Raw genomic sequence first — 13,343 nt, 5'->3', positions numbered from 1 at the left:
GCCCTCCCGTCGCCCCGCCCGTGAAGATCCGGCGGGCGTCCGGAGAGGGGACAGGAGCGGTCAAGCTCCGCTCAGGGAGGACGACATGAAATTTCTGAAACTGGCGGGCGCGCTCGCCATGGGCCTCGCCGTCTTCGCGCCGCAGGCCTGGGCGCAGGACAAGGGTCTCGTCGGCATCTCGATGCCCACGAAATCCTCCGCGCGCTGGATCGCCGACGGCGAGAACATGGTGCGTCAGTTCCAGGCCGCGGGCTATCGCACCGATCTGCAATACGCCGAGGACGACATCCCCAACCAGCTCGCCCAGATCGAGAACATGGTGACCAAGGGCGTGAACGCTCTGGTCGTCGCCGCCATCGACGGGACCACGCTCTCCAACGCCCTGGAGAACGCCGCCGCCGCCGACATCCGCGTCATCGCCTACGACCGCCTCATCCGCGACAGCGGAAACGTCGATTATTACGCCACCTTCGACAATTTCAAGGTGGGCGTGATCCAGGCCGAATCCCTCGTGGAGGGGCTGAAGGCCCGCTTCCCCGACGCGAAGCCCTGGAACGTCGAGCTGTTCGGCGGCTCGCCCGACGACAACAACGCCTATTTCTTCTACAACGGCGCCATGTCGGTGCTTCAGCCGCTGATCGACTCCGGCGATGTGGCCGTCCCCTCGGGACAGACCGGCATGGACAAGGTCGGCACCCTGCGCTGGGACGGCGCGGTGGCTCAGGCCCGCATGGACAACCTGCTCTCGGCCAACTACACCGAGCGCCAGGTCCATGGCGTGCTCTCGCCCTATGACGGGCTCTCCATCGGCGTGCTCTCCTCGCTGAAGGGCGTGGGCTACGGCTCGGGCGACCTCAAGATGCCCATCGTCACGGGTCAGGACGCCGAAGTCCCCTCGGTGAAGTCGATCCTCGCGGGCGAGCAGTATTCCACCGTCTTCAAGGACACCCGCGAGCTGGCCGGAGTCGCCGTCAAGATGGTGGACGCCGTGCTCCAGGGCTCCGAGCCCGAGATCAACGACACCGAAACCTATGACAACGGCGTCAAGACGATCCCCTCCTACCTGCTGGAGCCGGTCGAGGTGGACGCCTCCAATTACGAGAAGATCCTCGTCGAGGGCGGCTACTACACCCCCGACCAGCTGAAGTGATCGGCCCGGCCGCCCGGCCTTCGGGCGGCCCTCCTCCTCCGGACGGCGGGTCCGGAGCCAGCCCTCCCGCGCCGAGCCGCGCAAGCGCGCCCTCGACCTCTCCGCAGAGAGGGGAGCGGGGCCGCACGCCTCCGGGCGGGGCCGCCAGCGCGCCGGAGCCTCCGGCAGGATGAGACCATGACCGCTTTGCTCGAAATGCGCGACATCACCAAGGAGTTTCCGGGCGTCAAGGCTCTGGACCGGGTGAATCTGGTCGTTGAAAGAGGCGAGATCCACGCCATCTGCGGCGAGAACGGCGCCGGGAAATCCACGCTGATGAAGGTGCTTTCGGGCGTCTATCCGGCGGGGAGCTACAAGGGCGAGATCCATTACGACGGCGCTCTGGCCGAATTCCGGAACCTCTCCGAGAGCGAGGCGCGCGGGGTGGTGATCATCCACCAGGAGCTCGCGCTGATTCCGCAGCTCTCCATCGCCGAGAACATCTTCCTCGGCAACGAGCGGGCCGCGCGCGGCGTGATCGACTGGAACGAGACCTGGCGGCGCACCGAAGAGCTTCTGGCCAAGGTCGGGCTCCGCGACGCGCCGGGGGTTCTGGTCGGGACTCTGGGGGTGGGCAAGCAGCAGCTGGTCGAGATCGCCAAGGCGCTGTCCAAGGACGTGCGCCTGCTGATCCTCGACGAGCCGACCGCCGCCCTTCAGGAGACCGACTCGCGCAAGCTGCTCGACCTGATGCTGGAGCTGAAGGCTCAGGGCGTCACCTGCATCATCATCAGCCACAAGCTCAACGAGGTGCGCCAGATCGCCGACACGGTGACCGTCATCCGCGACGGCGCGACCGTCTCGCGCATCGACGCCCGCGAGGGCCTGAGCGAGGACCGCATCGTGCGCGACATGGTGGGCCGCGACATGTCGCACCGCTATCCGGCGCGCGTCTCCGATCCCGGCGAGAAGATCTTCGAGGTGGAGGGCTGGAGCGTCTGGCATCCGGAGCAGGCCGAGCGCCGGGTCATCCGCGACGTCTCCTTCCATGTCCGGGCAGGCGAGGTGCTGGGGATCGCGGGGCTGATGGGCTCGGGCCGGACGGAGCTGGCCATGTCGCTCTTCGGACGCAGCTGGGGGCGGAACGTCTCGGGCGAGGCGCGGATGCGCGGACGCCCCGTGGATCTCTCCAGCGCGCCGAAGGCCATCGCGGCGGGCCTGGCCTACGTCACCGAGGACCGCAAGCATCTGGGCCTGATCCTCGACGAGAGCCTGCGCTTCAACACCACCCTCGCCAATCTTCCGGGCGTCTCCAGGGGCGGCGTGCTGAACGAGGCCGAGGAGACCCGCGTGTCGGAAGGCTATCGCAAGGCCATGGCCACCCGCACCCCGAGCGTCCTGCAGAAGGTGGGGAACCTCTCCGGCGGGAATCAGCAGAAGGTGGTGCTGGCCAGGTGGCTCTTCACCGATCCCGAGGTGCTGATCCTCGACGAGCCGACGCGGGGCGTGGACGTTGGGGCGAAATACGAGATCTACACGATCATCAACCAGCTCGCGGCCCAGGGCCGGGCGGTGGTGATGATCTCCTCGGAGATGCCCGAGCTTCTGGGCATGTGCGACCGCATCCACGTCATGAACGAAGGGGCCTTCGTGGGCGAGCTGACCGCCGCCGAGGCCAGTCAGGAGCGCATCATGTCGCTCATCGTCGCGCAACCTCGAGAGCAGGGAGCCGCCTGATGGCCGTCGCGGAGACCGCGCCCAAAGCTGGCGAACTCAGGGCCTATCTGAAGACCCACATGCGCGAATACGGGCTGCTGTTCGCCCTGATCGCGATCATGGCGTTCTTCCAGATCGTCACCTCCGGCACGCTGATGCGTCCGGTGAACATCACGAACCTGTTCCTGCAGAACAGCTACATCATCATCATGGCGCTCGGGATGCTGATCGTCATCGTCTCCGGCAACATCGACCTGTCGGTGGGCTCGGTGATGGGCTTCGTGGGCGCCTTCGCGGCGGTGATGATCGTGAAGATGGGCGCGCCGATCTGGCTGACCATCCTCGCCTCGCTGCTGATGGGGGCGGCCATCGGAGCGGCTCAGGGCTACTGGGTGGCCTACTGGAAGATCCCGTCCTTCATCGTGACCCTGGCGGGGATGCTGGTCTTTCGCGGCGCCTCGCTCTGGCTGCTGGAGGGGCAGTCAGTGGGGCCCTTCCCGCCGGAGTTCCAGCGGCTTTCGACGGGCTTCGTGCCGGATCTCTTTCCCCGGAGCGTCACCGAGCCCATCGGCGCCCTGTTCGGGCAGCGCAATCTGAATCTGCTCTGCATGGGCGTCGGAGTCCTCGCCTCGGCGGCGATCCTCTGGAGCGGGCTGAGGCGCCGCGCGCGCGACGCCGCCTATGGCGTGGCGGGCGAGCCTGCGCGCTTCTTCTGGCTGCGCAACGTCGTGGCGATTGGAGCGCTGCTCTTCCTGACCTTCAAGCTGGCGACCTTCCGGGGCTTTCCCAACGTGCTGGTGAGCATGGCCCTGCTGACGCTGCTCTACGCCTTCGTCACCCAGAACACGGTGATCGGACGCCGGATCTACGCGCTCGGCGGCAACGAGAAGGCGGCGAAGCTCTCCGGCGTCCGGACCGAGCGCCTGACCTTCCTGGCCTTCGTCAACATGGGGGTTCTGGCGGCTCTGGCGGGTCTGATCTTCGCGGCGCGGCTCAACACCGCCACGCCCAAGGCGGGCTTCGGCATCGAGCTGGACGTGATCGCGGCGGTGTTCATCGGCGGCGCCGCCATGGCGGGCGGCGCGGGCAAGGTGGTCGGGGCGGTGATCGGCGCCTTCATCATGGGCGTGATGAACAACGGCATGTCGATCATGGGCATCGGCATCGACTATCAGCAGGTGATCAAGGGGCTGGTGCTGCTCGCCGCCGTGATCTTCGACGTCTACAACAAGCGCAGGCAGGGCTGAAGACATGCATCTGAGCCAGTTGAAATCCGGAGGCGTGATCTGTCGCCTCGGCGAGGAGGCGCGGCTTCTGCCCGGTCTGAAGAGCGTCTACGAACTCGCCGGACTCGCCGTGGCGGCGGGGGCGCGGCTCGCGGATCTGCTGCCCGAGGGCGGCGAGCGGGTGGACCTCGCGGCTCTGGCGGCGGAGAACAAGCTCGACGTTCCGGCGCGTCATCCCGAGCCTGCGCGCATGCATCTCTGCGGCACGGGCCTGACGCATCTGGGCTCCGCCGCGACGCGGGACTCCATGCACGCCAGGCCGGAGGCCCAGCTCACCGATTCGATGAAGATGTTCCGCATGGGCGTCGAGGGCGGCAAGCCGGGAGCGGGCGGCGTCGGCGTCCAGCCGGAATGGTTCTACAAGGGTCCGGGCTCGGAGGCCGTGGCCTCGGGAGATCCGCTGACCTCGCCGGGCTTCGCCCTGGACGGCGGCGAAGAGCCGGAGATCGCGGGCTTCTACCTCATCGGTCCCGACGGGACGCCCAATCGCATCGGCTTTTCTCTGGCGAACGAATTCTCGGACCACGTCACCGAGAAGATCAACTACCTCTATCTCGCGCATTCGAAGCTGCGTCCGGCCTCCTTCGGGCCTGAGCTGCTGGTGGGGGATCTGCCGCGCCACATCGAGGGGCGTTCGCGCATCCTGCGCGACGGCGCGGTCGTCTTCGATCAGCCTTTCCTTTCGGGCGAGGACAACATGTCCCACAGCATCGCCAATCTCGAACATCACCATTTCAAGTATGCGCCCTTCCGGCGTCCGGGAGATCTGCACGTGCACATGTTCGGCACGGCCACGCTGAGCTTCGCCGCCGGGATCGCGCCGCGGGCGGGCGACGTCTTCGAGATCTCTTCTCCGGCTTTCGGCCTGCCTCTGCGCAATCCTCTGCGGACGGCGCCCGAGGCGGGCTTCGTCGCCGCGCGCGTCTTGTGATCCCAGGAGACGACCCATGTCCGCCAGCCCGTTCGTTCCGGCCCCATGGCCGCGCAAGCTCAGGTCTCAGCACTGGTATGGCGGGAACTCCCGCGACACGATCTATCATCGCGGCTGGCTGAAGAACCAGGGCTGGCCTCATGACCTCTTCGACGGACGCCCGGTCGTCGGGATCCTCAACACCTGGTCGGATCTGGCGCCCTGCAACGGCCATCTGCGCGAGCTCGCCGAGAAGGTGAAGGCGGGCGTCTGGGAGGCGGGCGGCTTCCCGGTCGAGGTTCCGGTCTTCTCGGCCTCCGAGAACACCTTCCGGCCCACGGCGATGATGTATCGCAATCTGGCGGCTCTGGCGGTCGAGGAGACGATCCGCGCCCAGCCCATCGACGGATGCGTGCTGATGGTCGGTTGCGACAAGACCACGCCGAGCCTGCTCATGGCGGCGGCGAGCTGCGACGTGCCCTCCATCGTGGTGACCGGCGGGCCGATGCTCAACGGCTATTTCCGCGGCGAGCGGGTGGGCTCGGGGACGCATCTCTGGAAGTTCTCCGAGGCGGTGAAGGCCGGAGAGATGACCCAGGAGGAGTTCCTCGAAGCCGAGGCCTCCATGTCGCGCTCGACGGGCAGCTGCAACACCATGGGCACGGCCAGCACCATGGCCAGCATGGCCGAGTCGCTCGGCATGGCCTTGTCGGGCAACGCCGCCATTCCCGCCGTCGACAGCCGCCGCCGGGTCATGGCGCAGCTGACGGGGCGGCGGATCGTGCAGATGGTCAAGGACGACCTCAAGCCCTCCGACGTCATGACGAAGGAGGCTTTCGAAAACGCCATCCGGACCAACGGCGCCATCGGCGGCTCGACCAATGCTGTGATCCATCTTCTGGCCATGGCGGGGCGGGTGGGGGTCGACCTGACTCTGGACGACTGGGACCGCTGCGGACGCGGCGTCTCCACCATCGTGAACCTGATGCCCTCCGGCAAATACCTGATGGAGGAGTTCTTTTATGCGGGCGGCCTGCCGGTGGTGCTGAAGCGCCTCGGCGAGGCGGGGCTCCTGCACAAGGACGCCCTGACCGTCTCCGGGAAGTCCATCTGGGAGGAGGTCAGGGACGTCCGCAACTGGAACGAGGAGGTGATCCTCCCCGCCGACAAGCCCCTGACCGCTCAGGGCGGCATCGCGGTGCTGAAGGGCAATCTCGCGCCCAATGGGGCGGTGCTGAAGCCTTCGGCGGCCTCGCCGCATCTGATGGTCCATCGCGGGCGCGCCGTGGTCTTCGAGGACATCGACGACTACAAGGCGAAGATCGAGGATCCGGATCTCGACATCGACGAGACCTGCGTGATGGTCATGAAGAATTGCGGGCCGAAGGGCTATCCGGGCATGGCCGAGGTCGGCAACATGGGCCTGCCGCCCAAACTGCTGAAGAGGGGAATCACCGACATGGTGCGCATCTCCGACGCCCGCATGTCCGGCACGGCCTACGGAACAGTCGTGCTGCATGTCTCGCCGGAGGCGGCGGCGGGCGGACCTCTGGCGGTGGTGAGGAACGGCGACATGATCGAACTCGACGTGCCGAACCGTCGCCTGCATCTGGACGTCTCCGAAGCGGAGCTGGCCGCGCGGCTGGAGGCCTGGCTTCCGCATCACGATCAGGCCGAAAGCGGCTACGCCTGGCTGCATCAGACCCATGTCCAGGGCGCCGACACCGGCGCCGACCTCGATTTCCTCAAGGGCCGCCGCGGAAACGCCGTGGGCAAGGACAGCCATTGAGGAGCTTCGGCGCGCCCCGCATCCTCCCCCTCAGGCGGGGCGCGCCGAAAGCAGAAGGAGCCGGGAGGTCGTCATGAACGTTTCGCCAGACTGGATCGCGGTGGACTGGGGCTCCTCGAATCTGCGCGCCTTCGCGATGCGCGGCGGAGAGCCTGTCGCGGAGGCCGCTTCGGGCGAAGGCGCCTCCGGTCTGGCGCGCGAGGATTTCGAACCGGCGCTCCTGCGGGCCATCGGACCATGGCTGAGCGAAGGGCGCGTCACGCCCGTGCTGGCCTGCGGGATGGTCGGGGCGCGCCACGGCTGGATCGAGGCGCCTTACCGCGTCGTTCCCTGCGCGCCCGCCGCGCCGGGCGAGACCATCCTCGCGCCGACGCAAGACCCCCGCCTTTCGCTGCGGATTCTGCCGGGGCTCAGCCAGGCTTCTCCCGCCGACGTCATGCGCGGCGAGGAAACCCAGATCGCAGGCTTCCTCGCGGGAGATCCCGGATTCGCGGGCGCCCTGATCCTCCCCGGCACTCATTCCAAACAGGCGCGGATCGCGGGGGGGCGGGTCCTGAGCTTCTCCACCTGGATGACGGGCGAGCTTTTCGCCTTGCTGTCGCAAAGCTCGGTCCTGCGCCATTCGCTCCAGGGGGTCGGGGGCGAGGATCCCGCCGCCTTCGCCGCAGGCGTGAGGATCGGCGCCGGAGGAGGCGCGCTGCGCGGCCTCTTCGCCTTGCGGGCCGAGGGCCTGCTGGAGGGCTTGCCTGCGCAGGCGGCTCGGTCGAGATTGTCGGGGATGCTGATCGGCGCGGAGCTGACCGGGTTCGATCCGGGCGGAGATTGCGTGGTGATCGGCGCGGGAGGCCTGGCGCGGGCCTATCTGGCGGCGCTGGATCTGCTCGGGATTCCGGCGCGCGCCTGCGACGGCGCGGAACTGGCGCGGCGCGGCCTCGCCCTGATCCATGAAGGGAGAGGCCTGTGAGCCGGAAGATCATCGCCATTCTGCGCGGTCTGCGCCCCGAGGAGGCCGTCCCCTGCGCGGAGGCTCTGGTGCGGGCGGGGATCTCCGTGATGGAGGTTCCGCTGAATTCTCCGCAGCCTTTCGACTCCATCGCGCGCATGGCGCAGGCCTTCGCGGGAGATCCGGAGATCGTGGTGGGCGCGGGCACGGTCCTGACGACCGACGAGGTCGGGCGGGTCGCGGCGGCGGGCGGACGTCTGGTCGTCTCGCCCAATTGCGACCCGGAGGTGATCGCCGCGACGCGGGCTCTGGGGCTGGCCTCATGGCCGGGAGTCTTCACCCCCACCGAGGCCTTCGCCGCGCTGAAGGCAGGCGCGACGGGACTGAAGCTCTTTCCCGGCTTCATGGCTGGGCCGGAGGGTCTGAAGGCTCTGCGGGCGGTCCTGCCGCCGGGGACTCAGGTCTACGCGGTGGGCGGGGCGGGTCCGGAGAATTTCGGGCTCTGGCTCAGGGCGGGCGCGGACGGCTTCGGCATCGGGACGGCGCTTTATCAGCCGGGCTTTTCGGTCGCCGAGGTCGCGGAGCGGGCGGCGCGTCTGGTCGCGGCTCATGACGCGGCGAAGGAGGCTCTGGCGTGACCCTCTTCGATTCCCGTATCTGCGCCTTGGGCGAAGGGACGCTCTGGCATCCCGAGCGGCGCGAGCTCTTCTGGTTCGACGTGACCGGTCGGCGTCTGCTCTCGCGGTCGCCGGAGAGCGGCGCGACCCGCGAGGTCGCCTTGCCGGAGATGTGCTCCGCCGCCGCCTGGATCGACCGCGCGCGGCTGCTGATCGCTTCGGAGACGGGGCTTTCGGTCTTCGATCTGGAGTCCGGAAGCTTCGTCCGGCGTCTGGCCGATCTGGAGGCGGAGAATCCCGCCACCCGCTCCAACGACGGGCGGGCCGACCCCTGGGGCGGCTTCTGGATCGGGACCATGGGCAAATCCGCCGAGCCGGGCGAGGGCGCGCTCTACCGCCATTTCGCGGGAGAATTGCGGCGGCTTTTCTCCAATCTCTCGATTCCGAACGCGATCTGTTTCGCGCCGGATCGGCTTCTGGGCTATTTCGCCGATACGGAGCGAGGTTTGCTCTTCCGCGTGGCGCTGGACGCCCAGGGCTGGCCCGCCGCGGAGCCGGAGCTCTTCGTGGATTTCGCGCGTCATGGCCTCTGGCCGGACGGCGCCGTGACCATGGCCGACGGCTCCCTGCGCGTGGCGCTCTGGGGCGCTGGGGCGGTGGTCGCGGTCTCGCCGCAAGGCGAGATCGGCGCGCGCCTGAGCTTCCCGGCGCTTCACACGACCTGTCCGGCCTCCGGCGGGCCGGATTATCGGACGCTGTTCTGCTCCTCGGCGACGCAAGGGCTGTCGCCCGCTCAGCTTGCGGAGGCGCCTTTGTCGGGCGCGCTCTTCGCGGCGGAGGATTCCGCCCCCGGCAAGCCCGAGCCCGCCTTTCGCCTCGACCTTTGCGGAGATCCCCGATGACCGATCCTCTTGCGCTCGGGCTCGTGGGCCTCGGCGTGATCGCGCGCAACCAGCATGTCCCTTCTCTGGCCGCGACGCCCTCCCTGAGGCTGGCCGCCGTGGCCAGCCGCAACGCCGCGCTCGAAGGGACGCCGAGCCATCGCGACCTCGACGCCATGCTGGCGGCCCATCCCGAGATCCGGGCGGTTTCGCTCTGCACCCCGCCCCAGGGACGTTTCGAACAGGCATGGACGGCGCTTCAGGCCGGGCGCCACGTCATGCTGGAGAAGCCTCCCGGCGCCAGCCTCGGCGAAGTGCGGAGTCTGGCGGCTCTGGCGGCGGCGAAGGGCCTGACGCTCTTCGCCTCCTGGCATTCCCGCGCGGCGGCGGCGGTGGAGGCGGCGCGGGATCTGCTCTCCGGCGCCGAGATCCGGCGCGTGGAGATCACCTGGAAGGAGGATGTGCGCCATTGGCATCCGGGTCAGGAATGGATCTGGAGTCCGGGCGGCCTCGGCGTCTTTGATCCGGGGATCAACGCGCTTTCGGTGCTGACCCGCATCCTGCCGCAGCCGGTCCATATGCGGGCGGCGCTGCTGGAGGTGCCCGCCAACAAGCAGGCGCCCATCGCCGCGCGGGTCTCTATGGCTACGGCCTCCGGCGCGCCGGTCGAGGCGGAGTTCGACTGGCGCCAGACCGGGCCGCAGACCTGGGACATCCGCGTCGAGCGCGACGGCCCGGAGATTCTCCTCCGTGAGGGCGGCGCCCGTCTTTTCGTGGGGGGCGTCGAGAAGATCGCCGCCGCCGATGAGGAATACCGCCGCCTTTACGCCCGTTTCGCCGAGCTGATCGCGGCGGGGGAGTCGGATGTGGATCTGACGCCCCTGGAGCTTGTCGCCGACGCCTTCCTGCTGGGCGAGCGCCGCCTCGTCGAGGAGTTCCAGGCATGATCGAAGCTTTCGGCCGGACGCCCGAAGGCGCCTCCGTCGAGCGGATCACCTTGCGGGCGGGGGCGGCGCGGGCGCGGGTCCTCACCTGGGGCGCGACGCTCCAGAGCCTCGAGGTTCCGGATGCTCGCGGCGACCTCGACGACGTGGTGCTGGGCCATGACGATCTTGCGGGCTATCTGAACCACCGGAGCTTCTTCGGCTCGACCATCGGGCGGGTGGCCAACCGCATCGCCGGAGGCCGCTTCACGCTCGACGGGCGCGAAGTCCGCCTCGCGCGGAACGAGGGCGAGACCACGCTCCACGGCGGCCCGGAAGGTTTCGACCGCAGGCTCTGGCGGATCGAGGCGGCGGAGGAAGGCTTCGTCCGGCTGACGCTGACCTCTCCGGATGGGGATCAGGGCTTTCCGGGAGAGCTGCGCGTCCGGGTGACCTGCAGCCTCGCGCAGGAGGGAGAGGTTGCGGTCCTGACCATCCTGCACGAAGCCGAGGCCGAGGCTCCGACGCCGGTCGCGCTGACCAATCACAGCTTCTTCGCTCTGGCGGGGGCGCGGGGTCTGGAGAGCCGTCCGCAATCGGCTCTGACCTATCGCTTCAAGGCGGCGGCCTCGCGCTATCTGCCGGTGGACGCAGCGCGGATTCCCTCCTTTCCGGCCTTCGTCGAGGGAACCCCCTTCGATTTCCGCGACGGGACCCAACCTCTGACCGGCCTTGAGGGCGGCTATGATCATTGCCTCTGTCTGGATCAGGGGCGGGCGGAGCTTGTCGATCCGGTCACGGGCCGCCGCATGGAGCTGCTCACCGATCAGCCGGGGCTCCAGCTCTACACCGGGAATTTCCTCGACGGCTCGGTGAGGGGGAAGGGCGGGCGGGCCTACGCCCGGCATGACGCCCTCTGTCTGGAGCCTCAGGCCTGGCCCGATGCGGTCAACATGCCGCCGGAATGGGGGGCGGGCTCGGCGATCCTCCGCCCCGGCGAGCGTTACGCGGCCCGCATCGAGCTGCGCTTCTCCACGGAGGGCTGAGGCCGCGCGTCAGGAGGGCGCAGGCGGGCTCAGGCGGCTGGACGGCGCAAGCCGCTCCGGGCAGACTGGGCGGGCGGAGTCCCTTGCGCTCCGCCTTTCCTTCCGGTCCGCAGATGATCGTCCGCAAACGTCCCGGCGCTCTGGAGCTGTTCTTCGTGCTGAAGGGCTCCATTCTTCCGCGCATCTGGCCTCAGCTTCTGGGCGTGGGGCTGCTGTCGGCTCTGGTGGTCGCGGCGCATCGCTTTGCGCCGGACCTGGCGCCGAGCGTGGATCCGGCGCCTTTCGCGCTGATCGGCGTGGCTCTGTCGGTCTTCATGAGCTTCAAGAACAACGCCAGCTACGACCGCTGGTGGGAGGCGCGCAAGCTCTGGGGCCAGATCATCCAGACCGCGCGGGATCTCGCGCGCCAGACCATCGTTCTGGACCCTGGCCCCGGCCAGGTCTCGCCGGAGCGCCGCGAGATCCTGCACGCGGTGGTGGGCTTCGCCGGAGCGGCGGTCCGCCAGCTGCGCCGCGAATCCGGCGGACTGGAGCCCGGCGCGAGCCCCGGTCCGATCAATCCCGCCGACGCCTTCCTGACGCAGATCTCCCGCCGGATCGGGGCCTTGCTCCGGGCGGGGCGGCTGGAGCCGGTCGAGGCCCTGACGCTCAATGAAAGCCTCGTGCGGCTGAATCAGGCGCTGGTGGGCTGCGAGCGCCTGGCCAATACGCCCTTGCCTTTCCCCTATGCGCTGCTGCTGCACCGGACGGCCTATCTCTTCTGCTTCATGCTGCCCTTCGGCCTGGCCGACAGCCTCGGCTGGGCTTCGCCTCTGGCGACGATGCTGGCGGCCTACACCTTCTTCGGGCTCGACGCCGTGGGCGAGGAGCTGGAGGAGCCTTTCGGTCTGGCGCCCAACGACCTGCCCATCTCGGCCTACGCCACGCTCGTCGAGATCAATCTGCGCGCCGCCCTGGGCGAGACGGATCTTCCGCCCGCGCCCCTGCCGAAGGATTACGTCCTGACCTGAGGGCGGCGACCTGGGGGCTCAGGCGCCCAGAGGCTCGGCCTTGCGCTCCGGCGCGAGCAGCCCCCGGAGCCGGATTCCGTCATGGAGGATCTGGGCGTAATCCTCCGCCTCGAATTCATAGGGCAATTCAAGCCGCAGGGAGGACACCCGGCTCACGACGGAATCCGCGCGCAGACGTTCGGCGATCTCTTCGGTGCTCCCCACGATGTCCGGCAGGAAGAGCGTCCGGCGTTCGCCTTGCGGAGCTCTGGTGCGCGCGTCCCGGGAGGCGGCGAATTCGACGTAGCGGCGCCGGGTCGCGGGGGAGGCGGAATCCGTCGGCAGGATCACCCGCCCGAGTCCCGCCTCCGGAGCCGGGCCGGAGCCGCGCCAATTGGCCTGGAAGGCGTCGAGCAGGGCGTTCTGCGCCGTGAGGAAATCCTCCGTGCGCTCGCCCGTGACGATGTTGCCGCCGAGCAGGCGGAATCCGGCGCGCCCCGCCCAGGCCGCCGATTTCAGCGAGCCCCCGCCATACCAGAGCCGATCCGCCAGACCTTGCGCCACCGGCTGGAGCCTCGGGATCTGCGCGCTTGCGGCGTTGCCCGCGAGGCTCTCCTTGTGGAGGGGCTCGGCGCGGATCGCCCAGGCGAGTCGTTCGGCGCGGGCGTGGGAGTAGTCGATGCGCTCGGGATCTCCGTCGTAGAGGAGATCGCCGAGCAGAGGGCCGAAAGGCGGCGGTCCGGCGCTCACGCCGACCTGAAGCCGCCCGCCGGACAGCACGTCGACCATGGCGAGGTCTTCGGCGAGGCGGAAGGGGGTTTCGTAGCCGAGTTGAATCACCGCCGTCCCGAGCTTGATCCGCGTGGTGCGCTGGGTCGCGGCGGCGAGGAAGACCGCCGCCGAGGAGACGCCGCGCTCCAGATGGCGTTGACGGACCCAGGCTCCGGCGTAGCCGAGCTTCTCGCCCTCCGCGATGAGATCGAGCGTGCGCTCCAGCCCGGCGCGGGGGTTCTCCTCCTCGAAATTGCCGGGGATGAGGAAATGAAGCTCGGAGATTCCGGTGAAATCGACCATGGCGCGGGCTCCCTGGAGCGTCGCCCGATCCTTTCGGGAT

12 protein-coding genes are annotated in these 13,343 nt (G+C 68.8%); 11 read left to right on the top strand and 1 reads right to left on the bottom strand.

Annotated elements, in window-relative coordinates; genetic code table 11:
- Positions 1–85 precede the first annotated feature (85 nt).
- The 11 genes from chvE (at position 86) to PHN62_RS02300 (ending at position 12,250) form a co-directional block, all read left to right on the top strand.
- Positions 86–1,150, top strand: coding sequence for a multiple monosaccharide ABC transporter substrate-binding protein (gene chvE / locus PHN62_RS02350; RefSeq protein WP_300145745.1), 1,065 nt, complete (start codon positions 86–88; stop codon positions 1,148–1,150).
- Positions 1,151–1,327: 177 nt separating this feature from the next.
- The gene (mmsA, locus tag PHN62_RS02345; protein WP_300145742.1) at positions 1,328–2,866 is read left to right on the top strand and encodes a multiple monosaccharide ABC transporter ATP-binding protein; all 1,539 of its coding nucleotides are present in this window, start codon (positions 1,328–1,330) and stop codon (positions 2,864–2,866) included.
- A complete protein-coding gene (mmsB, locus tag PHN62_RS02340) occupies positions 2,866–4,092 on the top strand; it encodes a multiple monosaccharide ABC transporter permease (RefSeq protein WP_300145740.1) in 1,227 nt (408 codons plus the stop codon). Before mmsA ends, mmsB begins: the two co-directional genes overlap by 1 nt.
- 4 nt (positions 4,093–4,096) lie before the next feature.
- Complete coding sequence (araD1, locus tag PHN62_RS02335; RefSeq protein WP_300145738.1) at positions 4,097–5,062, top strand: AraD1 family protein; 966 nt, start codon at positions 4,097–4,099, stop codon at positions 5,060–5,062.
- Positions 5,063–5,078: 16 nt separating this feature from the next.
- Entirely contained in the window at positions 5,079–6,830 is a 1,752-nt protein-coding gene (gene araD, locus PHN62_RS02330; protein ID WP_300145735.1) for an L-arabinonate dehydratase, read from the top strand.
- A gap of 73 nt (positions 6,831–6,903) precedes the next feature.
- Positions 6,904–7,794 carry a 2-dehydro-3-deoxygalactonokinase gene (locus PHN62_RS02325; RefSeq protein WP_300145733.1) on the top strand — a complete coding sequence of 297 codons (891 nt, stop codon included), beginning with the start codon at positions 6,904–6,906 and terminating at the stop codon, positions 7,792–7,794.
- Positions 7,791–8,411 (top strand): 2-dehydro-3-deoxy-6-phosphogalactonate aldolase, encoded by a 621-nt coding sequence (locus PHN62_RS02320; protein WP_300145730.1) that lies wholly within the window; start codon positions 7,791–7,793, stop codon positions 8,409–8,411. Before PHN62_RS02325 ends, PHN62_RS02320 begins: the two co-directional genes overlap by 4 nt.
- Positions 8,408–9,292 carry an SMP-30/gluconolactonase/LRE family protein gene (locus tag PHN62_RS02315; RefSeq protein ID WP_300145727.1) on the top strand — a complete coding sequence of 295 codons (885 nt, stop codon included), beginning with the start codon at positions 8,408–8,410 and terminating at the stop codon, positions 9,290–9,292. Before PHN62_RS02320 ends, PHN62_RS02315 begins: the two co-directional genes overlap by 4 nt.
- Complete coding sequence (locus PHN62_RS02310; RefSeq protein WP_300145724.1) at positions 9,289–10,218, top strand: Gfo/Idh/MocA family oxidoreductase; 930 nt, start codon at positions 9,289–9,291, stop codon at positions 10,216–10,218. The genes PHN62_RS02315 and PHN62_RS02310 overlap by 4 nt, the downstream gene beginning before the upstream one ends.
- Entirely contained in the window at positions 10,215–11,240 is a 1,026-nt protein-coding gene (locus PHN62_RS02305; RefSeq protein ID WP_300145721.1) for an aldose epimerase family protein, read from the top strand. The genes PHN62_RS02310 and PHN62_RS02305 overlap by 4 nt, the downstream gene beginning before the upstream one ends.
- A gap of 83 nt (positions 11,241–11,323) precedes the next feature.
- Complete coding sequence (locus PHN62_RS02300) at positions 11,324–12,250, top strand: bestrophin family protein (protein ID WP_300145718.1); 927 nt, start codon at positions 11,324–11,326, stop codon at positions 12,248–12,250.
- A gap of 18 nt (positions 12,251–12,268) precedes the next feature.
- Here the strand turns inward: PHN62_RS02300 and PHN62_RS02295 are convergent, their stop codons facing one another.
- Positions 12,269–13,303 (bottom strand): LLM class flavin-dependent oxidoreductase, encoded by a 1,035-nt coding sequence (locus PHN62_RS02295; RefSeq protein WP_300145715.1) that lies wholly within the window; start codon positions 13,301–13,303, stop codon positions 12,269–12,271.
- Positions 13,304–13,343 lie beyond the last annotated feature (40 nt).

Source organism: Neomegalonema sp. (assembly GCF_028688855.1).
Lineage (GTDB): Bacteria > Pseudomonadota > Alphaproteobacteria > Rhodobacterales > Rhodobacteraceae > Neomegalonema.
The sequence above is the reverse complement of the archived record's forward strand: the minus strand, read 5'-3'. Positions and strand labels throughout refer to the sequence as shown.

What these genes read in the sequence shown, in the direction of transcription:
- chvE (WP_300145745.1), top strand. Translation starts at nt 86, where the DNA reads ATGAAATTTCTGAAACTGGCGGGCGCGCTCGCCATGGGCCTCGCCGTC.
- mmsA (WP_300145742.1), top strand. Translation starts at nt 1,328, where the DNA reads ATGACCGCTTTGCTCGAAATGCGCGACATCACCAAGGAGTTTCCGGGC.
- mmsB (WP_300145740.1), top strand. Translation starts at nt 2,866, where the DNA reads ATGGCCGTCGCGGAGACCGCGCCCAAAGCTGGCGAACTCAGGGCCTAT.
- araD1 (WP_300145738.1), top strand. Translation starts at nt 4,097, where the DNA reads ATGCATCTGAGCCAGTTGAAATCCGGAGGCGTGATCTGTCGCCTCGGC.
- araD (WP_300145735.1), top strand. Translation starts at nt 5,079, where the DNA reads ATGTCCGCCAGCCCGTTCGTTCCGGCCCCATGGCCGCGCAAGCTCAGG.
- PHN62_RS02325 (WP_300145733.1), top strand. Translation starts at nt 6,904, where the DNA reads ATGAACGTTTCGCCAGACTGGATCGCGGTGGACTGGGGCTCCTCGAAT.
- PHN62_RS02310 (WP_300145724.1), top strand. Translation starts at nt 9,289, where the DNA reads ATGACCGATCCTCTTGCGCTCGGGCTCGTGGGCCTCGGCGTGATCGCG.
- PHN62_RS02305 (WP_300145721.1), top strand. Translation starts at nt 10,215, where the DNA reads ATGATCGAAGCTTTCGGCCGGACGCCCGAAGGCGCCTCCGTCGAGCGG.
- PHN62_RS02295 (WP_300145715.1), bottom strand. Translation starts at nt 13,303, where the DNA reads ATGGTCGATTTCACCGGAATCTCCGAGCTTCATTTCCTCATCCCCGGC.